The organism is Pseudomonas sp. GD03944 (assembly GCF_029839275.1).
Classification (GTDB): domain Bacteria; phylum Pseudomonadota; class Gammaproteobacteria; order Pseudomonadales; family Pseudomonadaceae; genus Aquipseudomonas.
Map to the genome: position 1 here is coordinate 1 of NZ_JAOCAH010000015.1, position 21996 is coordinate 21996.

21 protein-coding genes and 1 pseudogene are annotated in these 21996 nt (G+C 65.9%); 9 read left to right on the plus strand and 13 right to left on the minus strand.

The window, feature by feature from the left end:
- The 6 genes from glgX to glgA form a co-directional block, all read right to left on the minus strand.
- Window positions 1-2093, minus strand: a 2093-nt coding sequence (glgX, locus tag N5C28_RS19820; RefSeq protein ID WP_279824949.1) for a glycogen debranching protein GlgX, incomplete at its 3' end; no start/stop codon positions are given.
- 9 nt (window positions 2094-2102) lie between these two features.
- On the minus strand, window positions 2103-2372 hold the full coding sequence (locus tag N5C28_RS19825; RefSeq protein WP_279824951.1) for a DUF2934 domain-containing protein: 270 nt from the start codon (window positions 2370-2372) through the stop codon (window positions 2103-2105).
- Window positions 2369-5167 (minus strand): malto-oligosyltrehalose synthase, encoded by a 2799-nt coding sequence (locus tag N5C28_RS19830; protein ID WP_279824952.1) that lies wholly within the window; start codon window positions 5165-5167, stop codon window positions 2369-2371. The genes N5C28_RS19825 and N5C28_RS19830 overlap by 4 nt, the downstream gene beginning before the upstream one ends.
- Window positions 5160-7220: a 4-alpha-glucanotransferase gene (gene malQ / locus N5C28_RS19835; protein ID WP_279824953.1), complete on the minus strand. Its 2061-nt coding sequence runs from the start codon at window positions 7218-7220 to the stop codon at window positions 5160-5162. The genes N5C28_RS19830 and malQ overlap by 8 nt, the downstream gene beginning before the upstream one ends.
- Window positions 7217-8971 carry a malto-oligosyltrehalose trehalohydrolase gene (gene treZ, locus N5C28_RS19840; protein ID WP_279824954.1) on the minus strand — a complete coding sequence of 585 codons (1755 nt, stop codon included), beginning with the start codon at window positions 8969-8971 and terminating at the stop codon, window positions 7217-7219. Before treZ ends, malQ begins: the two co-directional genes overlap by 4 nt.
- Window positions 8971-10506, minus strand: coding sequence for a glycogen synthase GlgA (gene glgA, locus N5C28_RS19845; RefSeq protein ID WP_279824955.1), 1536 nt, complete (start codon window positions 10504-10506; stop codon window positions 8971-8973). The genes treZ and glgA overlap by 1 nt, the downstream gene beginning before the upstream one ends.
- Before the next feature lie 255 nt (window positions 10507-10761).
- Here glgA and N5C28_RS19850 point away from each other — a divergent pair, with 255 nt between their 5' ends.
- Complete coding sequence (locus tag N5C28_RS19850) at window positions 10762-11244, plus strand: CinA family protein (RefSeq protein WP_279824956.1); 483 nt, start codon at window positions 10762-10764, stop codon at window positions 11242-11244.
- A 73-nt stretch (window positions 11245-11317) separates the two neighbouring features.
- On the opposite strand, the gene N5C28_RS19855 is transcribed toward N5C28_RS19850, so the two are convergent.
- Complete coding sequence (locus N5C28_RS19855; RefSeq protein WP_279824957.1) at window positions 11318-11851, minus strand: DUF4142 domain-containing protein; 534 nt, start codon at window positions 11849-11851, stop codon at window positions 11318-11320.
- A 121-nt stretch (window positions 11852-11972) separates the two neighbouring features.
- Here N5C28_RS19855 and katE point away from each other — a divergent pair, with 121 nt between their 5' ends.
- The gene (gene katE / locus N5C28_RS19860; protein WP_279824958.1) at window positions 11973-14180 is read left to right on the plus strand and encodes a catalase HPII; all 2208 of its coding nucleotides are present in this window, start codon (window positions 11973-11975) and stop codon (window positions 14178-14180) included.
- 47 nt (window positions 14181-14227) lie between these two features.
- On the opposite strand, the gene N5C28_RS19865 is transcribed toward katE, so the two are convergent.
- Complete coding sequence (locus N5C28_RS19865) at window positions 14228-14383, minus strand: hypothetical protein (RefSeq protein WP_279824959.1); 156 nt, start codon at window positions 14381-14383, stop codon at window positions 14228-14230.
- A gap of 205 nt (window positions 14384-14588) precedes the next feature.
- Here N5C28_RS19865 and N5C28_RS19870 point away from each other — a divergent pair, with 205 nt between their 5' ends.
- Together N5C28_RS19870 and N5C28_RS19875 are read left to right on the plus strand one after the other, a co-directional pair.
- A complete protein-coding gene (locus N5C28_RS19870) occupies window positions 14589-15107 on the plus strand; it encodes a hypothetical protein (protein WP_279824960.1) in 519 nt (172 codons plus the stop codon).
- Between the two features lie 10 nt (window positions 15108-15117).
- A complete protein-coding gene (locus tag N5C28_RS19875; protein ID WP_279824961.1) occupies window positions 15118-15570 on the plus strand; it encodes a YetF domain-containing protein in 453 nt (150 codons plus the stop codon).
- Window positions 15571-15605: 35 nt separating this feature from the next.
- Here N5C28_RS19875 and N5C28_RS19880 read toward each other — a convergent pair whose 3' ends face one another.
- The 4 genes from N5C28_RS19880 to N5C28_RS19895 form a co-directional block, all read right to left on the minus strand.
- Entirely contained in the window at window positions 15606-15830 is a 225-nt protein-coding gene (locus N5C28_RS19880; protein WP_279824962.1) for a PLD nuclease N-terminal domain-containing protein, read from the minus strand.
- A 144-nt stretch (window positions 15831-15974) separates the two neighbouring features.
- Window positions 15975-16544, minus strand: coding sequence for a class I SAM-dependent methyltransferase (locus N5C28_RS19885; RefSeq protein WP_279824963.1), 570 nt, complete (start codon window positions 16542-16544; stop codon window positions 15975-15977).
- A 309-nt stretch (window positions 16545-16853) separates the two neighbouring features.
- A complete protein-coding gene (locus N5C28_RS19890) occupies window positions 16854-17174 on the minus strand; it encodes a hypothetical protein (protein ID WP_279824964.1) in 321 nt (106 codons plus the stop codon).
- A 165-nt stretch (window positions 17175-17339) separates the two neighbouring features.
- A complete protein-coding gene (locus N5C28_RS19895; protein ID WP_279824966.1) occupies window positions 17340-17657 on the minus strand; it encodes a hypothetical protein in 318 nt (105 codons plus the stop codon).
- Between the two features lie 370 nt (window positions 17658-18027).
- Between N5C28_RS19895 and N5C28_RS19900 the strand changes: the two genes are divergently transcribed.
- Window positions 18028-18537, plus strand: a complete 510-nt coding sequence (locus N5C28_RS19900) for a DUF892 family protein (RefSeq protein ID WP_279824967.1) — start codon at window positions 18028-18030, stop codon at window positions 18535-18537.
- 14 nt (window positions 18538-18551) lie between these two features.
- Here N5C28_RS19900 and N5C28_RS19905 read toward each other — a convergent pair whose 3' ends face one another.
- Complete coding sequence (locus N5C28_RS19905; protein ID WP_279824969.1) at window positions 18552-19103, minus strand: ATP-dependent Clp protease proteolytic subunit; 552 nt, start codon at window positions 19101-19103, stop codon at window positions 18552-18554.
- A 267-nt stretch (window positions 19104-19370) separates the two neighbouring features.
- Between N5C28_RS19905 and N5C28_RS19910 the strand changes: the two genes are divergently transcribed.
- From N5C28_RS19910 to N5C28_RS19925, 4 genes and pseudogenes are all read left to right on the plus strand, one after another.
- Window positions 19371-19778: an antitoxin Xre-like helix-turn-helix domain-containing protein gene (locus N5C28_RS19910; RefSeq protein ID WP_279824970.1), complete on the plus strand. Its 408-nt coding sequence runs from the start codon at window positions 19371-19373 to the stop codon at window positions 19776-19778.
- Window positions 19772-20482, plus strand: coding sequence for an RES family NAD+ phosphorylase (locus tag N5C28_RS19915; protein ID WP_279824972.1), 711 nt, complete (start codon window positions 19772-19774; stop codon window positions 20480-20482). Before N5C28_RS19910 ends, N5C28_RS19915 begins: the two co-directional genes overlap by 7 nt.
- 134 nt (window positions 20483-20616) lie before the next feature.
- Window positions 20617-20991 carry a DUF3302 domain-containing protein gene (locus N5C28_RS19920; protein WP_279824973.1) on the plus strand — a complete coding sequence of 125 codons (375 nt, stop codon included), beginning with the start codon at window positions 20617-20619 and terminating at the stop codon, window positions 20989-20991.
- Between the two features lie 3 nt (window positions 20992-20994).
- Window positions 20995-21954, plus strand: a pseudogene (locus N5C28_RS19925) (biotin/lipoyl-binding protein).
- Window positions 21955-21996 lie beyond the last annotated feature (42 nt).

A 21996-nucleotide genomic window follows, 5' to 3' on the forward strand; every position in this document is an offset into this window, starting at 1 on the left:
CCGTGCAGCTCCAGGGCATCGCTGTGCAGCGGATGCGGGGCGTCGGCGGCCGTTTCGTGGGTGTCGATCAGGCAGATCCAGCGCTTGCCGCCGGCCACCTCCGGTAGCTGGAAGGTGCGGCTGTCGTGGTGCGCGTTGAGCAGCAGCAACAGAGTGGCGTCGGCGCCGCTGCGCTTGACCCCGGTGGGCTGGGCGCGGCCGTCCATCAGCATGCCCATGCAGCGCGCTTCGTTGTCGTGCCAGTGGGCCTCGGTCATTTCCTCGCCGTCGGGGGCCAGCCAGGTGACGTCCTTGACCCCCAGCTCCTCGTTGTAGTGCCCCACCAGGAAGCGCCGCCGGCGCAGGATCGGGTAGCGCCGGCGCAGGGCGATCGCTCGCTGGCAGAAGGTCAGCAGCGCGTTGCCTTCCTCGTCGATGTCCCAGTCCAGCCAGCTCAGTTCGTTGTCCTGGCAGTAGGCGTTGTTGTTGCCGTGCTGGGTGCGGCCGAACTCGTCGCCGGCCAGCAGCATCGGCGTGCCCTGGGCGAACAGCAGGGTGGCCAGCAGGTTGCGCATCTGCTGCATGCGCAGCTGGCGGATCGCCGGGTCGTCGCTGGGGCCTTCGCAGCCGTGATTCCAGGAAATGTTGTGGTCGGTGCCGTCCTGGTTGTTCTCGTCGTTGGCCTCGTTGTGCTTGTGGTCGTAGGACACCGCGTCGCGCAGGGTGAAGCCGTCGTGGGCGGTGATGAAATTGACCGAGGCGAACGGCCGCCGGCCGCGCTGGTTGTACAGGTCGCCCGAGGCAGTGAGGCGGCTGGCCAGTTCCGCCAGCTCGCCTTCGTCGCCTTTCCAGAAGGCGCGCACGTTGTCGCGGAACTTGTCGTTCCACTCGGCCCAGCCCGGCGGGAAGCCGCCGACCTGGTAGCCGCCGGGGCCGCAGTCCCAGGGTTCGGCGATCAGCTTGACCTTGCTCAGCACCGGGTCCTGGCGACAGGCCACGAGGAACCCGTGGCGTTCGTCGAAGCCGTGGGGGTGACGGCCGAGGATCGACGCCAGGTCGAAGCGGAAGCCGTCCACGCGCATTTCGCTGGCCCAGTAGCGCAGCGAGTCGGTGACCATCTGCAGCACGCAGGGGTGCGACAGGTCCAGGGTGTTGCCGGTGCCGGAGTCGTTGATGTAATAGCGGCGGTCGTCCGGCATCAGGCGGTAGTAGCTGGCGTTGTCGATGCCGCGCATGGACAGGGTCGGGCCGCGTTCGTTGCCCTCGGCGGTGTGGTTGTAGACCACGTCGAGGATCAGCTCCAGGCCGGCGTCGTGCAGGTGCGCGACCATTTCCTTGAATTCGCTGATCTTGCCGCTGGCCAGGTACGCCGGGTGGGGGGCGAAGAAGCCGATGCTGTTGTAGCCCCAGTAGTTGTTCATGCCCTTTTCCAGCAGGTGCTGGTCGTTGACGAAGGCATGGATCGGCAGCAGCTCCAGGCTGGACACCCCCAGCGAGCGGATGTAGCGCAGCAGCTGCGGGTTGGTCAGGGCCGCGCAGGTGCCGCGCTGGGCATCGGGCACCGCCGGGTGGCGCATGCTCAGGCCCCGCAGGTGGGCCTCGTAGATCACCGTGCTGTCCCAGGGGATGCGCGGCGCCGGCTGCTCGCCCCAGGTGAAGGCCGGGTCGATGACCTTGCTCTTGGGCACGAAGGCGGCGCTGTCGCGCTCGTCGAAACTGAGGTCGCCATCCTCGTGGCCGATGGTGTAGCCGAACAGCGCCTCGGACCACTCCAGCTTGCCCACCAGTTGCTTGGCGTAGGGGTCGATCAGCAGTTTGTTGTGATTGAAGCGGTGTCCGGCTTCCGGCTCGTACGGCCCGTACACCCGGTAGCCGTAGACCTGCCCGGGGCGGGCGTCGGGCAGGTAGCCGTGCCAGATTTCATCGGTGTACTCGGGCAGTTCGATGCGCTCGATTTCGTGTTTGCCCTGGTCGTCGAACAGACACAGTTCGACCCGGGTGGCGTGTGCCGAGAACAGCGCGAAATTGACTCCTAGACCGTCCCAGGTAGCGCCCAGCGGGAACGGATTGCCCTCGGTCACCCGGGAATGCTGACGGTTGCGCGCAGTGCTCATGATGGCTCCTCAGAGTTTCGGGGTCTTGGGCGCGGTGCTGCGCGGCGCCCGGGGTTTCTTCAGCAGCGCGGGCTGCTCGGGCTCGGTCAGCGGCACGGTCTTGGGCTTGCTGATGCGCTTGGGCTTGGGCACCGGTTCCGGTTGCACCTCGCCGGCGGCCTCGGCTTCGGCCAGCTTGCAGGCCATCTCCCAATGGCGCTCCGCCTGGCCGGAAGGCTTGCCTTCGGACTCCCAGATCTGGAAGGCGAATTCGCGGACGCGTTGTTCATCGATGCTCATGGCGTGACTCCTGTGAAAGCGGCGGGGGAAGCCGGTAGGGAAGCGGTGCTGAAACAGAGGACATTGACCGGGAAGTCGGCGAGCAGACCGGCCACCGGCAGGACGTGGGCACTGCTGGTCTGGCATGGCGAGAGCAGGCCGGTCAGCGGCAGCACCGACAGCGCCGGCGGCAGCACCAGGCGGGTGTCGCCCCAGCGCTGCGCCGGCACCTGCGGCACCCTGCAGCCTTCCAGCAGCCCGGCGGCCAGGCGCGGCGCCACCACCAGCACGTGCTGCTCGCCCTGGCTGCGGACGAACGCCAGCACACGCTCGGCGTGCTCGCCCTCGACCTGGATCGGCTGGTAGTCGCCGTGGCTGAACAGCCGGGCGCGGTCGCGGCGCAGACGCAGCAGGCGCTGGATCAGCCATTGCTTGACCCGGCCGTCGCGCCACTGCTCCAGCAGCTCGGCCGGCGTGTCCTGCAGGGCCAGGGAGCGTTCGCGGGCGATGAAGTCCACCGGGCGCCGGTTGTCCGGGTCCACCAGGCTGAAGTCCCAGTAGTCGCAGCCCTGGTACAGGTCCGGCACGCCCGGCGCGGTCAGGCGCAGCAGGCATTGCACCAGGCTGTTGAGGGCACCGGCCGGGGCGATGGCGTTCACCGTGTCGACCAGCGCCTGGCGCAGCTCACGGCCTTCGGGAGCGGTCAGCAGGCGCTCGAGGAAGGCCGCGCCGGCCGCTTCGTGGGCGTCGTTCGGCGCGCTCCAGGCGGTGCTCAGCTTGGCCTCGCGCAGGGCCTTGCGCTGCCAGGTGTGCAGGCGTTCCAGGTAGGCCTGCAGGCCGGGTTTATCGTCGGCCGTCAGATCGAGGGGCCAGCTGCCCAGCAGGGCCTGGTAGAGGATCAGCTCTTCGCCGAGGCTGGGGGCGTCCTCGGTGTCGCGCAGGGGCTGTGATCGCTCGACCCACTGGCGCACCCGTTCGGCGTACCAGGGTGCCCGCTCGCTGAGCACCGCCAGGCGCGTGCGGCTGTCTTCGCCGCGCTTGTGGTCGTGGGTCGCGGTGCCCAGCAGGCTGAGCGGGTGGTGCGCGGCCCGTTCCTCGCAGCAGCGGTGGAAGTGCTCGGGCGGGCGGCTGAAGTGCTCGGCGTCGAAGCCCACGTCGTAGCGCGACAGCAGCACCCCGGAGCGGTAGAAGGCGGTGTCTTCCACGGCCTTGGCCGCCACCGGCGAGGTCAGTTGCTGGAAGCGCGTCAGCACCTGCGCCCGCAGGCGCCGTGGCCGGCCGGGCGGCAGGCTGCACAGCGGCTCGCCACCGAGCCAGCGGTCGAGGTGCTCCAGCACCGGCTGGTCGGCATCGGCCAGGGTGCCGCGGGCGCCGTCCAGGGCCTGCTGGAAGAAGCGCCGGTCCTGGGCCGAGCGGCCCCCGCCCTGGGCGTAGGTGCGGTACACCGGGAAGTGCACCACCAGCTCCAGCAGCCCGCGGCGGATCGAGCCCAGGGTCAGGTCTCGGGTGGCGATGTCGTTGCGCGCCACCTGCAGCAGGCGCTGGGCCACTTCCTCCAGGTCGCCGGCCAGGCCGCTGGTCAGCACCAGGCGCCGGGCTTCCAGCACTTCCTCCTCGAACACGTCGGTGCGCCCGCTGAGGGTCTGCCACAGCTCGCGCAGCGGCTGTTCGCCGCGGGGGTCGTGCTGCAGCAGCGACACCTGGTTCATGAATTCGTAGCCGGTGGTGCCGTCCACCGCCCAGTCCAGGGGCAGTTGCTCGCCGTGGCCGAGGATCTTCTCGACGTAGATCGGGAACGGCGTGCCGGGGCGCAGGCGCTGGATGCGCCGGCGCAGGCGGTTGCAATAGGCGCGGGGGTTGGCCAGGCCGTCCACGTGGTCGATGCGCAGGCCGTCCACCAGGCCGCGTTCGATCAGTTCGAAAATCTTCGCGTGGGTCGCCTCGAACACCTCTGGGCGCTCCACGCGCAGGCCACCGAGTTCGTTGATGTCGAAGAAGCGCCGCCAGTTGATGTCGTCGGCCGCGGTGCGCCAACTGGCCACCCGGTAGTGCTGGCGCTCCAGCAGGCGGTGCAGGCGCTGCTGGCTCTGTTCGTCGCCGCCCTGGTAGGTGGCCAGCCGCGCGTCGATCAGCGCCCGGTGTTCCGGGTCGGTTGCCCACTGCGCCAGCACCTCGCACAGGGCCTTGGCGCTCTGCCGGGCCTGGGGGCCGTGGCCGAGGCGGGCGAAGCGCTGGCCGAGGTCGGACAGGCCGCTGTGGCTGCCGGCGAGAAGTTCGCCGTAGGTGGGCGGGGTGATCGGCAGGCGGTGCTCGAAATGCTGGGCATGGAAGGTGCCGAGCTTCGGGTCGAAGTGCAGGGTCAGGGTGCCGCTGCGCAGCGCCTCGCCGTAGTCGCTGCGCAGGAAGGGCACCAGCAGCTGGCCTTCGAGCAGCGGGTCGTGGGAATGCCACTGGATGTCGAAGAAGCCGGCGAAGGGGCTGTGCCGGCCCCATTCCAGCACGTCCAGCCACCAGGGGTTGGCGTCGCCACCCACCGCCATGTGGTTGGACACGATGTCCAGGATCAGGCCGACGCCCCGCTCATGCAGCGCTTCCACGAACGCCAGCAGCGCCGGTTCGCCGCCCAGTTCCGGGTTGATCCGGCTGGGGTCGGTGACGTCGTAGCCGTGCATCGAGCCGGGGCGGGCGGTCAGCAGCGGCGAGGCGTAGACGTGGCTGATGCCCAGGCGCTCGAAGTAGGGCACCAGGGGCAGGGCGTCCTCCAGGGTGAAGCCCTTGTGGAACTGCAGGCGAAGCGTGCCGCGCAACTCAGTCATGCTCGGCCTCGCGACGTGCAGTGGCCAGGCGCTCCAGGCGCTGGCGGGTCAGGGGCTGTTCCAGCAGTTCGCGCACCGGCAGCGCGTAGCGCCGGCGCCAGTTCGGGTGCTCGGTGCCCGGCCCGGGGAGGTTGGGCTGCTGGTCGGCGCCGCAGGCGTCTTCCAGGGGCAGCAGGGCCAGGGGCGCCGGGGTGCTGCCGATGTAGCCGATGCAGCCCTGCACGCAGGCCTCGATGTCGTCCGGGGCGCCCTGCAGCTGGTCGTGCTCCACCAGGGCGCTGACCAGGGCCGTGCGTTCGCGGCGGCGTTCCTCGCGGTCGGTCTCCAGGTGCTCGGCCTGGACGTGCCCGGCACGCACCCGCCAGTCGATGTCGTGGCCGGCGAACCAGCCCCGCAGGCTGGGCAGGTCATGGGTGGTGGTGGTCGCCAGGGCGTCCCGGGGCCAGCGTTGCGGGGCGATGAAGCGGCCGTCGTGCTGCTCGAACAGCAGCACCCGGGTGCCGAGCACGTTGCGCCGCGCCAGCTCCTCGCGCAGCCCCTCGGGCACGGTGCCGAGGTCTTCGCCGATCACCAGCGCCCGGTGCCGGTGCGATTCCAGGGCCAGCAGGCGCAGCAGGTCGTCCAGCGGGTAGCGCAGGTAGGCGCCGTCATGGGGCTCGCCGCCCTGGGGAATCACCCACAGGCGCTGCAGGCCCATCACGTGGTCGATGCGGATGCCGCCGGCATGGGCCAGGTTAGCCTGCAGCATCTCGATGTAGGCGCGGTAGCCGTGCTGGCGCAGGCCGGTCGGGGAGAACGCCGACACGCCCCAGTTCTGCCCGTTGCGGTTGAGGATGTCCGGCGGCGCGCCCACGGTGACTGCCGGCAGCAGTTCTTCCTGGCGCGACCAGGCCTGGCTGCCGGCGCAGTCCGAGCCCACCGCCAGGTCGGCGATCAGGCCGATGCCCATCCCAGCACCAGTGGCGGCGGTCTGGGCAGTTTCCAGGCCGTGGGCCACCAGCCACTGGCAGAAGGCGTGGAAGCGCACGCATTCGGCATGCTCTTCGGCGAAACGCGCCACGGCCGGCTGGTTCGGGTTGCGGAAGTGTTCCGGCCATTGCCGCCAGTCGCCGGAGTCACCGTTCTGCACCCGGTGTTCGTGCAGGGCTTCGAAGCGGCAGTGCTGGGTCAGGGCATCGCCACCGGCGGCGCAGAATGCCTCGAAGCTGGCCAGCAGGTCGCCAGGGGCGGCGACGAAGTTGGCGTACAGCTGGCGCAGCAGGCGCTGGCGTACCGTGGCCACCGCCGGCCAGTCGACCAGCTCCAGGCCTTCCAGGCGCGCCAGCTCGGCCTGCACGCCGCAATCGGAAATGGCCCGCTGCAGGCGCTCGGCACCTAGCAGGCTGGCCGGGGCGGCGTGCAGCACGTTGAAGAACAGCCGGCTGGACGGCGAATAGGGGCTGTAGTGGTCATGCAGGGCGCTGAACAGCGCGTGCATCGGGCTCAGGGACAGGGCGTCGGCCCCCAGGTTGGCCGCGTGACGCGCCAGTTCGGCCAGGGCGCGGGTGTCGCCCAGACCGCCGTCGTCGGGGCGGCGCAGGCCGTAGAGCTGAGTGGTCAGGCCCCACACCCGGCGTTTGCCGCACAGCTCTTCCACCGAGGGACAGGCCGAGGGTGCCACGGCCACCCGGTACTGGCGATCGCCGATTTCCAGCTGGTAGTAGCCGATGCCGTCCAGGGCGGGCAGGCGGGCATGGCCATCGAGGCGGCCGGAACGCGCTTCGCCCCGTTCATCGGTGACCTGGTAGGCGCTGCCGGCCGAGCAGTCGGCGATCGGCAGGGGCTGGCCAAGGTCCTGGATCAGCAGGGCATCGGCTGGGGTCTCGTTGCGTTGCTGGGTCAGGGCGGACAGGCTGGCGCGCATCTGCTCCGGGCTCTGGGCCGGGTAGCCGAGGGCTTCGAGCAGGCTGCGCTGGGCCTCGGGGCTGACGTACTGGGGACGGCCGTTGGCGTCCGTCCAGTCGACACACAGGTTGGCGGCCAGCGCCAGTTCGGACAGCAGGGTATCGCTCATGCAGCGGGCTCCAGGGTGACCTGGGCGCTGCGCGGTGGCAGCAGGCCCTGGTGGAATTCGTCGAGGTTGACGCGGTGGGCGTGCAGGCGTTCGGCGTTCGCTGCCGGGGCAGGCGCCTGGACCGTGATCAGCCCCAGGTTCAGGTCGATGCGCAGGGCCCGCCCGTCGCCCAGGCGCCAGCGCGCACTGACCGCCCCCTGGCCCAGCACCTCGGCACCGAGGCTGCGGGCCTGGTCGAGGCCGGCACCCAGGCGGCTGTGGCGCAGGTGCAGCAGCTCCCGGTAGAGCGCCAGCCATTCCTGTTGCCGGAAGCGGCTGGCGGGGGCGAGGTCGGGCTGGGAACGGGTGAAGGTGTCCAGGGCGTTGGGGTCGGGGATGCGCTGGCGGATTTCCGGGTCGCTGAAGCGCGAGAACTCGGCGAATTCGCTGCGCCGGCCCTCGCGCACCGCGCTGGCCAGGTCATCGTGGTAGTCGGTGAAGAACAGGAAGGGCTGGGTCGAGCCCCATTCCTCGCCCATGAACAGCAGCGGCACCATGGGCGAGAGCAACAGCAGCGCGGTGGCGGCCTTCAGGGCGTCGGTGTCGGCGATGGCGATCAGGCGCTCGCCGAAGGCCCGGTTGCCCACCTGGTCATGGTTCTGCAGGAACAGCACGAAGGCGCTGGCCGGCAGGTGGCCGCTGGGCTCGCCCCGGGGCTGGCCGTGGCGGGTGAGCTGGCCCTGGTAGACGAAGCCCTGCTCCAGGCAGGTGGCGAGCTTGTGGGTCGGCTCGCTGGCGTAGTCGGCGTAGTAGCCCTCGTGCTCGCCGGTCAGCAGCACGTGCAGGCTGTTGTGGCCGTCGTCGTTCCACTGGGCATCGAAGCCCCGGGTCAGCAGGGTGGCGTTGTTGTGTTCGTTCTCCAGCACCAGGTGGACCTGGCGCGGGGCCGGCACTGCCCGGCGCACCCGGGCGGCCAACTGGGCCAGGAAGGCGTCGTCGCCGATGGCGTGCACCGCGTCCAGGCGCAGGCCGTCGATGCGGTAGTCCAGCAGCCACATCAGGGCGTTTTCGCAGAAGAAGTCCTGGACGGCCTGCTCGCGGAAGTCGATGGCCGCGCCCCAGGGGGTCATGCGGTCCTCGCGGAAAAAGCGGTTGGCGTACACGCCCAGGTAGTTACCGTCGGGGCCGAAGTGGTTGTAGACCACGTCGAGAAACACCATCAGGCCGTGGCCATGGGCGCAGTCGATCAGGTGCTTGAGCTGCTCCGGGGTGCCATAGGCGGATGCCGGGGCGAACGGCAGCACCCCGTCATAGCCCCAGTTGCGCTCGCCGGGAAAGGCCCCCAGGGGCATCAGCTGCAGGGCGGTGACGCCCAGTTCGACCAGGTGCGGCAGGTGCGCCTCGATCTGCTGGAAACCGCCGAACAGGCCGACGTGCAGCTCGTAGACCACCGTTTCGTGCCAGGGGCGGCCGTTCCAGTCGGTGTGTTGCCAGGCATAGGCGGCGTGGTCCACCACCTGGCTGAAACCGTGCACGTCGGCCACCTGGCGCCGCGAGGCCGGGTCGGGCACCCGCAGGTGATCGTCGATCACGAAGCGGTAGCGGGTCTCGGCCGGGCAGGCGAGGTCCAGGGCGTACCAGCCATCTTCTTGCGCCGCCAGCGGGTGACGGCTGCCATCCTGCAGCTCCACGGCCACGCTGTCGCAGGTGGGCGCCCATAGGGCGAAGCGTGTCTGTGTGCCGTCCAGACGCCGGGCGCCGTGACGGTACATCAACGTCGTTCCGCCGCGACCTGGGACACGCCCAGCAGCTGCTGGTAGAGGTGAGCGTAGGGTTTGACCGACTGGCGCCAGTACAGCGGGGCGTGCATGGCCCGGCAGCGCATGGCGTTCAGCAGTTCGGGGTATTGGTACACCTGGAATGCCCGGTGGATCGCCACCTGGTAGCTGTCCAGGGTGGCCTCGTCGAACAGGAACCCGGTGACGCCATCCTCGATGGTGTCGGCCAGGCCACCGGTGCGCCGGGCGATCGGCAGCGAGCCGAAGCGCTGGGCGTACATCTGGCTGAGGCCGCAGGGTTCGAAGCGCGACGGCATCAGCAGGAAGTCGCTGCCGGCGTAGATGCGCCGGGCATCGGTCTCGTTGAAACCGATGTGCACGCCGATGCGCCCCGGATGGCGCACGGCCAGCTCGGCCATGGCCGCTTCAAGCTCCGGCTCGCCGCGGCCGATCACTGCCAGGCGGCCGCCATTGGCGACGATCTGCCCGGCCACGCCGAGGGTCAGGTCGATGCCCTTTTGCTGGACCAGGCGCGACACCACGGCGAACAGCGGGCCGTCCGACTCCAGGCCCAGCAGTTGCTCGACGTAGGCGGTGTTGGCCTGCTTGCCTTCCCACTGGCAGACGTCGAAGCCCTGCACCAGGTGCGGGTCGCTGGTGGGCTCCCAGCTTTCATCGATGCCGTTGGCGATGCCGCTCAGCTGGCCGACCGCGACCTTGGCCCGCAGCATGCCGTCCAGGCCGCAGCCGAAGCTGGGGGTAGTGATTTCCCGGGCATAGTTGCGGCTGACGGTGGTGACGTGGCTGGCGTAGGCGATACCGGCCTTGAGGAACGACAGGCGCCCGTAGAACTCCACGCCGTCGATGCCGCAGGCCTCTGGCGGGATGCCCAGCTCGGTGCTGCACTGCAGGTCGCACACGCCTTGGTAGGCCAGGTTGTGGATGGTCAGCAGGGTCGGGCGCTTGACGTTGCGCCAGGCCATGTAGGCCGGGGCCAGGGCTGCCGGCCAGTCGTTGGCGTGCACCAGTTGCGGGTTCCAGCGGATGCCGGCACGGCCCATGGCGATATCGGCGGCGGCCAGGCCCAGGCGGGCGAAGCGGATGTGGTTGTCCGCCCAGTCGCGGCCCTGGCGGTCGCCGTAGGGCGTGCCGTCGCGGTCGTACAGGTCGGGATTGAGCAGCACGTAGACGATCAGGCCATCGGCCAGGTCGATGCGGCCGATCTTGCAGGCGGGCAGGGCGGCGAGGCCGTCCACCTGGCCGACGATGCGGATCGGCCGGCCGCTTTCGACGATCTGCCGGTAGCCCGGGATCAGCACCCGGATGTCATGCTCCGCGAGCAGGGCGCGGGGCAGGGCCGCCGACACGTCGCCCAGGCCACCGACCTTGATCAGGTCGGCGAATTCGGAGGTGACGAACAGGATCCGTTTCTTCTGGGGTGTCAGGCCCTTCACGTACACGGGCGGCTCGATGGGGGTCGGGACCAAGGCCTGCGAATCGATTCGTGCAGTTACAGCTGCGTTTCCCATTGTCTCTCTCCACTCATCCGATGATCTGTCTGGCCAACGGGCCGATCTGCAGGGCGGGGGAAACGGTCCTACCGGCGTGTCCGGCTGGATTGACGGTCTGCGCGCTAACCGATCCCCATACTCTTGTGATGACTGGGAGGTCAGAAGGAAAGTTTCGACTTTTTTTGCAGCCGCACCGGCGCGCAAAAGGGTGAACTTTGCAGCCTGCCGACCATTCCACTGGGCAGATGTATCCACTGCACGAGGTCCCGCTCCATGCAAAGCGTTGAACAGGTCGTGAATTTCCTCAGCAAGTACAACCTGACCCTGTGTACGGCCGAGTCCTGCACCGCCGGGCTGATCGCCTCGCTGGTGGCGGAGGTCCCCGGCAGCGGCTCGGTGCTGGACTGCGGTTTTCTGGTGTATTCGCCCGAGGCGAAGAACCGTTGCCTGGGCGTCAGTTTCGAGACCATCGAGCGCTTTGGCCTGACCAGCGAGGAGGTGACCCGGGAAATGGCCATCGGCGCGCTGAAACGCAGCCGTGCCGACATCGCGCTGGCGAACACCGGGCTGGCCGAGGCCGATGGGCCCATGGACGGGGTGCAATGCTTCGCCTGCGCCTTTCGCCTGCAGGAGCACGAAGGGGTGATCAGCGAAACCATGCAGTTCGAGGGCGAGCGCAACGAGGTGCGCCAGGCCGCCGCGCGCTACGCGCTGCTGCAATTGCCGTATTACTACGAACGCTTGCGCTCGGTCTGAGCGTCAGGCCGGTTCTTCCTTACGTACCGTCACGCGGCCGCCCCGATCTGCTCGGGGCGGCTGCGTTGGGTGTTTATTGCTCGGGCAGGTTGCCGTTGATCTCCTCGGCCATCTGCAGGTGGTGCTTGAGCTTGGGCAGCGTCTCCTTGGCGAACGCGGCGATTTCGTTGTCCTTCGACTGGCTGGCCCGCTCGAACAGGGCGATGGTCTGCTGGTGCGCCATCACCTGGTTGTTCATGTAGGCCTTGTCGAACGAGGCTTCGCCGCGCATTTTCAGGACCATGGCCTTGGCCTGGTTGATCAGCTCGGCGTCATCGGACACCGCCAGTTCCTTCTGGGTGGCCAGGGTGCCCAGTTTTTGGTTGGCCTGGGTGTGGTCGTCGATCATGGTCTGGGCGAAGTCCTTGACCTCCTGGGAGGTGGCCTTCTCCAGCGCCAGCTTGCCGACTTCGATTTCCGCGATGCCCTTGGCCGAGGCTTCTTCGACGAAGTCTTCGGCGCTCACGGGCTGGGTGTCCGCCCGTTCGGCGGCCTGCAGCGCACTGGCGGAACACAGCGCGGCGAACGCGAAGGCGATGAGGGAGGGGTATGTGTAGGTGGTGTGCATGGTCAACTCCTTGTGGGGGGTGTGCCCTGCGGTAGAAGGGGCCTCGACGGGCTAAGTTCAGGGAAAAATCGTACCGCTGTGCTGGCGGATTGCCGGGAAATTCTGTTCGAACTTGCTGCCGTTGCGCTGCCTCCAACGCTGCAATGCGCCACGGCGCACATCCCTCAACGACAAGCCAGGGAGCAGCCCGATGAACGATCCGAAGAATGACAAGGCCAGCAGCGAGCTGGCCGGTACCGATACCCTCGACCGCGGCAACCGCAACGCCAAGCTCGATCAGCTGGATGCCTTCCGTGAAGACGCGACCGGCGAAGCCCTGACCACCAACACCGGCACGCGCATCGCCGACAACCAGAACAGTCTGCGCGCCGGCGAGCGCGGCCCGACGCTGCTCGAAGACTTCATCATGCGTGAGAAGATCATGCATTTTGACCATGAGCGCATTCCCGAGCGGGTGGTGCATGCGCGGGGCGCCGCCGCCCATGGCTATTTCGAAGTGACCGATGCCCTGGAGGACCTGACCAAGGCCTCGTTCCTCCGCGAAGTGGGAAAACGCACCCCGGTGTTCGTGCGCTTTTCCACGGTGCAGGGGCCGCGAGGCTCCGCCGACACGGTGCGTGACGTGCGCGGATTTGCGGTCAAGTTCTACACCGATGAAGGCAATTTCGACCTGGTTGGCAACAATATGCCGGTGTTCTTCATTCAGGACGCGATCAAGTTTCCCGATTTCGTCCACGCGGTGAAACCCGAGCCGCACAATGAGATCCCTACCGGGGCCTCGGCCCACGACACCTTCTGGGATTTCGTTTCGTTGACCCCGGAATCGGCGCACATGGTGCTGTGGACCATGTCCGACCGGGCCATCCCGGTGGCCTACCGGGCGATGCAGGGCTTCGGCGTACACAGCTTCCGACTGGTCAATGGCAATGGCGAGAGCCGCCTGGTGAAGTTTCATTGGCGGCCGAAGGCGGGGGTTTGCTCGCTGGTCTGGGACGAGGCGCAAAAGTTGGCCGGCAAGGACGCGGACTTTCACCGCCGCGGCCTGTGGGAAGACATCGAGAACGGGCTCTACCCGGAATGGGAACTGGGCGTGCAGGTGATCGAGGAGGCAGACCAGGATCGGTTCGACTTCGACCTGCTCGACCCGACCAAGCTGGTGCCCGAGGAGCTGGTGCCGGTGCGGGTGGTGGGGCGCATGGTGCTCGACCGCAACCCGGACAATTTCTTCGCGGAAGTGGAGCAGGCCGCCTTTCACGTCGGCAACGTGGTGCCCGGTATCGATTTCAGCAACGACCCGCTGCTGCAAGGGCGCCTGTTTTCCTACACCGACACCCAGCTGCTGCGCCTCGGTGGGCCGAATTTCAACGAGTTGCCGATCAACCGCCCGCTCTGTCCGTTCCACAACAACCAGCGTGATGCCCCGCACCGTCAGCAGATCAACCGCGGCCGGGCGTCCTACGAACCGAACTCGATCGACGGCAACTGGCCCCGCGAAACGCCGCCGGGCCCGCGCCAGGGCGGGTTCAGCTCGTACCCCGAGCCGATGCTGGGCAACAAGGTACGTGTGCGCTCCGCCAGCTTCGCCGATCACTTCTCCCAGGCCACCCTGTTCTGGCGGAGCATGAGCCCGCCGGAGCAGGAGCACATCATCGCGGCCTACAGCTTCGAGCTGTCGAAGGTGGACCGCGCGTTCATCCGCGAGCGCCAGGTGAAGGAGATCCTGCTGAACATCGACCCGGTGCTGGCCAGCCGCGTAGCCGAGAACCTGGGCATTGCGTTGCCCGCGCCAACCGCCACGGCGCCAGGCCAGTCCACCGCGACCTCGGCTGCCCTCAGTCAGCTCAACCTGCTGCCGGGTGATATCAAGGGGCGTCGCGTGGCGGTATTGCTCGCGGCAGGCTGCAGGGCCGACGACGTGATGGCGCTGCTCAAGGCGCTCAAGGCGGCAGGGGCCGTGGCCAAGTTGTTGGGACCGTCCCTGGCACCGCTGAACAGTGCAGAAGGCAAGAGCCTGCAGCCCAGCGGGACCTTTGCTGGTGACCCGTCGATTACCGTGGATGCGGTCGTCGTGCCCGGTGGCACCGGCGTGGCCCAGGCCCTGGCCCGGGACGGCACGGCGGCGCATTACCTGCTGGAGGCGTACAAGCACCTCAAGCCGATTGCCCTGGCCGGGGAGGCGGCCAGCCTGGCCAGTACCCTGGGACTGCAAGAGGATGACGGTCTGCTGAGCGGCGATGCCATCGACCCGCTGTTCACGCGGCTGGAAGCGGCGCTCAAACAGCACCGCATCTGGGCGCGGGAAGCGCGGGCGGCGCAGATCCCCGCCTGAGGTCGGCGCGGCACCCCATCAGCTGGGGTGCCGCGTCCTGGCCCTGTCTAGCGTTCGCGGGGCGGCGGTTCGTGGTCGTGGGTGGTGCCGTTGTCGACACCTTCGCTCAGGGTACCCAGGCGCTCCATCTGGGAGCCGGGGTCTTCGTTGCCCGGGTCGTCGATTTCCGGGTCGTCATCGGGGCGGCGTTCTGCGGGGCTCATGCTGGCATTCCTCATCGCGTGGGTGGTTCAGGTAGGGCTGCCGGCCGCGCTGAACAGTTCAACCCATTTCTCATACCGGGCTCCAGGGAGCGGAGACCCGGCGGCGATCATCCGTCCGGTTTGTCCCCGGCGCGCCAGCAGCGATTGCATGAACTTTCTCGCTGGCCGCCACTTCCATAAAAGAAACCGGCGGAGGTAGGGCGGCATGAGGATTTCTCTCGACCCCGAAGAGGCGATCGATCGGCAGACGCCGGTCAAGGAAAACGTGCGCCTCCAGGCGCAGCAGTGGCGTCTCGAGCGCATCGGTTTCTTCGTCCTGTTGCTGCTCATCATCCTGTGCCTGCTGGGCCTGTTTTCCGGCGGGCCGCTTAGCCAGGTGCAGCAGCGAACGGCCTCCGGTGACCTGCAGGTGGATTACCAGCGGTTCCTGCGCAACGGTGCGACCACCACCCTGGTGGTGACCGTGCGCAGCCGTGACGGCGGCGAGGCGGGCGTGCAGTTCGAGGGCGAGTTGCTGGACAGCGGGCGTATCGAGTCGGTAGTGCCGGAACCCCTGGGCAGCGCCAGCCATGCCCATTCCGGCGTGGCGCTGCGCTTCGAGCCGGACGCCGAGGGCGTGGCCCGCGTGCATGTCTCGTTCCGCAGCGATGCCGTGGGCCTGTACCGATTCCGGGTGGTCGCCAATGGCGAGGCCTTGGACCTTCAGCACTTTATCTACCCCTGAGGATCACGTCATGGATGCGGTATTGCGTGCGGCTGTGCTCTACGTTGCCCTGTTGCTGATATTCAAGGTGGCGGGGCGACAGTCCCTGTCGGAGCTGACACTGTTCGATTTCGTGCTGTTGCTGATCATCGGCGAAGCCTCGCAACAGGCGCTGCTGGGCGAGGATTTTTCGCTGACCAATTCGATCCTGGTTGTCTCCACCCTGGTGGCGATCGACGTAGCGCTGACGATGGTCAAGCGGCGCTGGCCGAAGGCCGACCTGTGGCTGGAGGGGGCGCCGCTGATCGTGGTGGAGCAGGGGGTGCCGCTGGAGAGCCGGCTGAAGGAAGCCCGGCTGCGGCTGGACGACGTGATGGAATCCGCCCGGGAGAAGCATGGCCTGGAACGGCTCGATCAGATCAAGTACGCGATCGTCGAACGCAATGGCAAGATTTCCATCATCCCCGCGGCATCCGACGCCTAGGCGTCATCGTCAGGGTGCGGTGGCCGGCACCGGGTTCACTTGCTGTGTTCCGAGGACGTGGGGCCGCTGCCGTGGCCCCGAGGGCCGGCGATGCCCCAGAAGATCAGGCCGAGAATCGGGAATATCCAGATGCCCAGCGCCCAGAGGGTCTTGGTGCCCACCGAGCTGTCGCTGCGAAAGACGCTGATGATGGCCCAGAGATTCACCAGAACGATAAGCCCTGCAACGGCAATCCAGAAATACATGACCGGGTCTGCCATGGCGTTGACCTCCTTGAACGTGCGGGGCAAGGCGGATGCCTGCCCCGTAGCGGGTGAACCGTAAGCGGTGTGGGGCCTGGCCCCTTATCAGTTACGAAATGCCGGGGAGGGGGAAGTTCGGCTTTTTTGTTCGCCTGTGCGCGATCAAGCGGGGTCCGCTTGCCAGATGTCGAGCAGGATGTCGGGCTCTACATGGTGCAGCGTGCGGTCACCCAGGTGTTTGTTCAGCGTCTCGTGCACCTGGTCGGCGGTGTGGTGTTCGTGTGCCTCGCGCGGGGTGCGCCAATGGCAGGCGAGCACCGAGCCGGCCGGGGCCAGGGCGTCGCGAATGCGGATGGTGGTGTCCGCAAGCTCCACGGGCGTCAGGCGCTTGGCCAGGTCGTTGATGACGATCAGGTCGTAACGACCCTCCGGCCATTGCTCGGGAATCCGCCGCTGCAGGAAGCGTACATGCTGGTGCCTGCCCATGCGTCGAATGGCGGAATTGAGGGCGTTTTCCGAGCTGTCGCAGCACGCCAACTGGTGGGCCCGATCCGCCAGCTTCGCACTGAGCATGCCGGTACTGCAGGCCAGCTCCAGGACGTTCTGGTAGCGACCCTTGGGCAGACAGGTCAGGATCAGGTTGCGTTTGCGCAATTCGCGCCAATTCTTGTGGGGCGTCGCGATGTGTGTTGCTTCTTGTGGGGTGTTTTCCTCGATGGTTGTATCAGTCATATAGGAAGTTCCTTATTACCAGTGTGTGAGAGCCTCTCGATAAAGTGGATATCAGGCACAAGTAAATGGAGCGCTGCTTGCTGTTGTCTTGAAGTTCCAGGGATATGCATGAAGTGTCCGCATAAATCGGGCCACTCTCCCAAAATAAGACCACTCGCATTAGCGGAAGTTACCAAAATTCAGGTTTTTTCAGGTATTGATTGATATCAAAACGATATTGAACGGGGCGGAGGATTGGATATAACGGCGCTAGGCTGGGCGCTGCAGCAGGCAGCTACTGGCGCGAGCGCCAGCCGCTGTGGGGAAGGGTCAGAACGCGCGATTGGTCTTGATGACCTCGATGACCAGGTTCTTTAGCGAGCCATCTGCTATCGGCTGGTTGTGGTAGCGGTCGGCTTCCGAGCAGGTCAGGATCGACCAGCCGAAATCCGGCTCTTCCAGCGCGGAAGCGGTGCTCAAATTCTCGCGGGCGCAGTCGGTCGTGCAATCGTCTTTCGCTGCCGGCTGGTACTGGACCTGACGGCAATTGGAGTCGACGTCCTGCAACGAGCGCTGATGCCCATACAGCGAGGGGAGGTCGATGGATGCGTGGGTGGGAGAAGTAAAAGCACTTTGCCATAACAGCAGCATGATTGCGCACACTACGCCAATCAGGCAGGGCCACTCACAAAGCGCGTAAGCCCTGGCAAGCCTGGTTTTCCGATTAATATCCACGTGACACCTCGAGTAGTCTGCCCGTCCTGGCACAGGTGTTCAGCTTGATCGGCAGATTCTTAACGGTGGTGCGCAGCGCTTTTATAGGTCTTTGATTTTGCGGGTTTGCCACAGACTGGCGCTGCGGGTGCGGCAAATAGGTGCGTGGGTGTAGGTGGGCAGGTTGATGTTGCAACTGTATTGAACGGCTTCGCTCAACGGGGTGTTTTCTGCTTCGGCCAATAAATCGAATTTCACCATACGGATGATTTCATCCGTGGTGTAACTCTGATCGACCACGCGTTGCAGGTGATTACCACCATGCGCAACAGTAAGCAGCACACTTCCGTCCGGCCGCCGAGACATGTTGACTCCGTAATCGGATAAGTCATTCATGACTCTGTTCAGGTCAAGTTCCATGATACCTCCTATTAACAGTACCTTTGTACCTTAGCGAGATATCTGGAAAGCGGAGCGCAAATGGATGAGCGGTATTAAAAATAATTACGGTGATATTAAGTTGTAGATATATATATGAACCGCGTGTTTGCTGCGTACAGGACGTGTACAGCTATTTTGCGAATGGCGAGATTTTTGTAGAGAGCGGAAGGAATAGCGAAGCGGGGAAAATCTGCTTTGCGACGTTGCGTCTTGAATACTAAACCTTTTTTGTGGGAGAGGGGCGTGAAATAACCTTAATTGTGACGAATGGTCATGTGTTTTATTGACGAAAATAAATATGAACCCCTCAAGTGAATGAATTTCCTACGTTTATAACGGAGGAATGGCCATGACCGAGAGAACCCGTCACCTGCTGGACTGGCTGCGCGACGCCCATGCCATGGAACGGCAGGCCGAGCACCTGTTGAGCGTCCAGCTTTCGCGTCTGGAGCACTATCCAGACCTGTGTACAGGTATCGAACGGCATCTGGCCCGAACCCGGGATCAGCAACGCCTTCTGGAATCCACCCTGCAGCGCTTCGGCACCGAACCCTCGGCCCTCAAGGACGCTGGTGGCAGGCTGATGGCCTTCGCCCAGGCCCTGGGCGTCCGGCTGGCGCATGACGAGGTGCTCAAGGGCGCGGTGGGTTCGTATGCGTTCGCCCACATGGAAATTGCCGCCTACACGGCGCTGATCGCGGCGGCCGGGAGTTCCAATGATGTGGAAACCCAGCGCGCGTGCGAAGACATCCTGGTTCAGGAAATGGCCATGGCCGACTGGCTGCTGGCGCAGTTGCCCGCGTTGACCCAGGCCTTTCTCGAGCGCGACGAGACGCCGGGCGTCACGGCCAGGCGCTGAGCCGGCGCGGCCTGTCACGTGTGGACGCACCAGGTGACCGCTCCCGGGTTCACGTCCAGGCTGACGACTTCATGGACCAGCCCGGTCATCAGCGCCTCCTGAGCATCGAGAATGCGCGGCGAGGCCTTCAGGTACTCCAGGACATCCAGGGGTTCGGTCGCGTTGGCGGTGCGTTCGGCGACGATGCGCGCATACAGATGCAGGTCGTAATCCAGGCTCATGGCGTATTCGAGCATGCGCGCGTGGTCCACGGAGCCGTTGAGGTGCCAGTGGAAGGGGTGGAACAGGAACTTGCTGTGCTCGCAGGCGCTGCGGCGGCTGCCCGCCAGGAAGATGATATTGCCCATGGATTCCACGGTGCCGAGGTTGTGGGTGTGCACCGGGATCGGCAATGACGCGATGAAGTTGTACAGGGAGAACCCGTAGCTGCATTCGCCGCCCATGGTGGCGATCTTGATCACCAGCTCCTCGGCCCCTTGCTGGACGGCCTGGGAGCAGTAGTCGATCAGCTTTCCACAGGAGGCCGAGTTGATGGGGGCGGTGAAATGGATGACGTGGCTACTCATGCGTTTCTCCCTCGATCGTGTAGACGGGAGCCGATGCTGCACGCGACATGCAGTCAGCACTGAATACTGTGATTGAGGGATGTGCGGCGAAACAGTTCAGCCAAATCCGGAAGGGGGGATGAAAGGGCGCGGTTTTTTCGGCGAAAGAGTGCTGCGTGGGACGCCTTGGCAGCCCTGTACAACGTGCTTGGGCGCTGTATCGAATTTGATCTATAGATGCAATACGTCTAAATTTGATTCTGTAGATTCACTATCAAGGTGCATGTCATGACCGCCGTTGCCGTGCAGGCCCAGCAGTTTTCCAAAGAGCAGTGCGTTGCAGGCCTTCGTGCTGCCCTGAATATCCTGGAAAAGTGGGGCGCGTCTGCCGATCAGGCGGGCCGGATCCTGCGTATTTCCCGCAGCACCTACACCCGGGCCCGGCAACAGGGTTCGGCCTGGTCCGTCACGCTGGATGCCGATCAACTGCAGCGGGTCAGCCTGGTGCTCAACACCCATGCCGCACTTCGCCTGATTTTCGACAACCCGGAGAACGTCTACGGCTTCGCCCGGATGGAGAACCACAACGAGTTCTTCAACGGCCGGGCGCCGCTCGACATCATGGCCCAGGGCGACATGATTTCCCTGTACGAGACCTATCGGCGCATCGACGCCTTGCGAGGGGCGCAGTGGTAACGCTCGGCGGTCTTGCCACCCTGGAGGGCGAGAGCCTGCAGGCGTATCGCCTGGTCAATTCCAAGTTTCCGCCGATCGAGCTGTTCGATGACGTGGCCGATGCCGATGACTTCGAGGCCCTGTACCACCTGCAGGAGCTGACCAATCCGCGGTTGCTGAACGAGATCGGCCGCCTGGAGCTGATCGCCCGGGAAGAGATTCCCTTCGGCATTCCGGGGTGCTCCTATGCGACCGCACCCTTTACCCATGTCCATCCCATGGGGTCACGCTTTGGTGATGGCAGTTACGGGGTGCTCTATCTGGCCGACAACATGGACACGGCGGTCGCCGAGGTCCGGCACCACCAGGGCCTCTATTGGGCGAATGTGCCAGGGCTTGCCTACGAGCGTTTCGTCTTCAAGGGACTCGGCTGCCGTTTCAGCCAGGCCGGCATGAAAGACCTCACCGCCATCCCCCTGAGCGATCCCATCTACGACCCGGACGACTACACCCATGCCCGCCAGGTCGGCCGTGAAGCGCGGCGGGGCGGTTGCCCCGGCCTGCGCTACCACTCGGTTCGCTCGCCGGGCAACCTGTGCTGGGCGCTGATGACGCCGCGCCCCGTGACCTCGATCATCCAGACCGCCCATTACGAGATGATCTGGAATGGCCAGATCGTCAGCGTTAGCCAGGTATCGACCGTGGAACCCGGGCTGCGGCGTTAACGGTTCCAGGCCAGTACTTTCGCGGGCTTCGGTCGGTCGGCACGCGGTTTTACCCATGCCGACGTACGCACATGGCAGGTTTTCAACGGCGCTGCTACGTTGCTTGAAGCATGCACGCGCCATGGAGGCCTGGAATGCTCGACTACGTTGCGCTCGGAATTCTGATTTTCGTTGGCATCGTGCTGTTCTACGGCGTCATCGCCATTCACGACATTCCCTATGAAATCGCCGTCCACCGCCAGCACCCGCAGCAGGACGCCATTCATGTCGCGGGCTGGGTCAGCCTGTTCACCCTGCACGCCATCTGGCCGTTTCTGTGGATCTGGGCAACGCTCTACCGCAAGGACCGCGGCTGGGGGTTCGCCCCAGGCGAGGCGCCCGTGGAGGACACGCGGCTACAGGAACTCGAGGGACAGATTCACGTCCTGCAGGAGCGCCTCGCCGCCCTGGAGGCCCGCCCCGAGACGCCTCCTGAAACGCCCATCGAACTGCCGCGGCAGGAGGGGTGAGCCATGGACCTGTTGCTCATCCTGACCTACACCGCCATCTGCGTGGCCATCTTCAAGATCTTCCGCATTCCGCTGAACAAATGGACGGTGCCGACCGCCGTGCTCGGGGGCATCGTCCTGATCGGTTCGCTGATCTTCCTGATGAACTACAACCACCCGTATTCCGAGGTGTAGCGCAGCTACTTCGTCAGCACACCCATCGTGCCGGCGGTCAGCGGCCAGGTGATTGAGGTGCCGGCGCAGGGCAACCGGCTGATGGAGAAGGGCGACGTGCTGTTCCGCATCGACCCGACGCCCTTCGAGAACCGGGTCAAATCCATCCGTGCCCAGCTGGTTTCCGCCCGGGCCGACCTGTCGCGGGCCAGTGAGCTGGCACGGCGTAACGTCGGCAACCGGCGCGACGTGGACATCACCGCCGCGCGGGTCGAAGACCTGCAGGCGCAGCTCAACATCGCCCAGTTCGAGCTGGACAACACCACGGTGCGGGCGCCGTCGAAAGGCTACGTGACCCAGGTGTCGCTGCGTCCGGGCATCTATGCGGTGAAGATGCCGTTGCGCCCGGCGATGATTTTCATCCCTCACGAAGACTACTCCTACGTCGCCTGGATGCGGCAGAACAGCCAGCTGCGCCTGACCCTGGGCGACGAGGCGGAAATCGCCTTCGACGGCATTCCCGGTGAGGTGTTTGCCGCCCGCGTGAAGATGGTCATGCCGGTGATCGCCGAGGGCCAGGTGCAACCCAGCGGCCACCTGATCGGCTTTACCGGCTCGCCGCCGCCCGGGCGCGTGCCGGTGGTCCTGGAAGTGACCGACCCGGATTTCGCCCAGTACCGCGAACAGATGCCGGGCGGCGCCTACGGCCAGGCAGCGCTGTATTCCGAGCATTTCCACCACGTCGCGATCATGCGCAAGATCCTGCTGCGCATGGCGGCCTGGATGAACTACATCTTCCCGTTCCATTGAGCGGAAGGCGAGCAGGGAAGCGGGGCACGCGTTGCCCGCATC

What these genes read in the sequence shown, in the direction of transcription:
- N5C28_RS19825 (WP_279824951.1), bottom strand. Translation starts at nt 2,372, where the DNA reads ATGAGCATCGATGAACAACGCGTCCGCGAATTCGCCTTCCAGATCTGG.
- N5C28_RS19830 (WP_279824952.1), bottom strand. Translation starts at nt 5,167, where the DNA reads ATGACTGAGTTGCGCGGCACGCTTCGCCTGCAGTTCCACAAGGGCTTC.
- malQ (WP_279824953.1), bottom strand. Translation starts at nt 7,220, where the DNA reads ATGAGCGATACCCTGCTGTCCGAACTGGCGCTGGCCGCCAACCTGTGT.
- treZ (WP_279824954.1), bottom strand. Translation starts at nt 8,971, where the DNA reads ATGTACCGTCACGGCGCCCGGCGTCTGGACGGCACACAGACACGCTTC.
- glgA (WP_279824955.1), bottom strand. Translation starts at nt 10,506, where the DNA reads ATGGGAAACGCAGCTGTAACTGCACGAATCGATTCGCAGGCCTTGGTC.
- N5C28_RS19850 (WP_279824956.1), top strand. Translation starts at nt 10,762, where the DNA reads ATGCAAAGCGTTGAACAGGTCGTGAATTTCCTCAGCAAGTACAACCTG.
- N5C28_RS19855 (WP_279824957.1), bottom strand. Translation starts at nt 11,851, where the DNA reads ATGCACACCACCTACACATACCCCTCCCTCATCGCCTTCGCGTTCGCC.
- N5C28_RS19865 (WP_279824959.1), bottom strand. Translation starts at nt 14,383, where the DNA reads ATGAGCCCCGCAGAACGCCGCCCCGATGACGACCCGGAAATCGACGAC.
- N5C28_RS19870 (WP_279824960.1), top strand. Translation starts at nt 14,589, where the DNA reads ATGAGGATTTCTCTCGACCCCGAAGAGGCGATCGATCGGCAGACGCCG.
- N5C28_RS19875 (WP_279824961.1), top strand. Translation starts at nt 15,118, where the DNA reads ATGGATGCGGTATTGCGTGCGGCTGTGCTCTACGTTGCCCTGTTGCTG.
- N5C28_RS19880 (WP_279824962.1), bottom strand. Translation starts at nt 15,830, where the DNA reads ATGGCAGACCCGGTCATGTATTTCTGGATTGCCGTTGCAGGGCTTATC.
- N5C28_RS19885 (WP_279824963.1), bottom strand. Translation starts at nt 16,544, where the DNA reads ATGACTGATACAACCATCGAGGAAAACACCCCACAAGAAGCAACACAC.
- N5C28_RS19890 (WP_279824964.1), bottom strand. Translation starts at nt 17,174, where the DNA reads ATGCTGCTGTTATGGCAAAGTGCTTTTACTTCTCCCACCCACGCATCC.
- N5C28_RS19895 (WP_279824966.1), bottom strand. Translation starts at nt 17,657, where the DNA reads ATGGAACTTGACCTGAACAGAGTCATGAATGACTTATCCGATTACGGA.
- N5C28_RS19900 (WP_279824967.1), top strand. Translation starts at nt 18,028, where the DNA reads ATGACCGAGAGAACCCGTCACCTGCTGGACTGGCTGCGCGACGCCCAT.
- N5C28_RS19905 (WP_279824969.1), bottom strand. Translation starts at nt 19,103, where the DNA reads ATGAGTAGCCACGTCATCCATTTCACCGCCCCCATCAACTCGGCCTCC.
- N5C28_RS19910 (WP_279824970.1), top strand. Translation starts at nt 19,371, where the DNA reads ATGACCGCCGTTGCCGTGCAGGCCCAGCAGTTTTCCAAAGAGCAGTGC.
- N5C28_RS19920 (WP_279824973.1), top strand. Translation starts at nt 20,617, where the DNA reads ATGCTCGACTACGTTGCGCTCGGAATTCTGATTTTCGTTGGCATCGTG.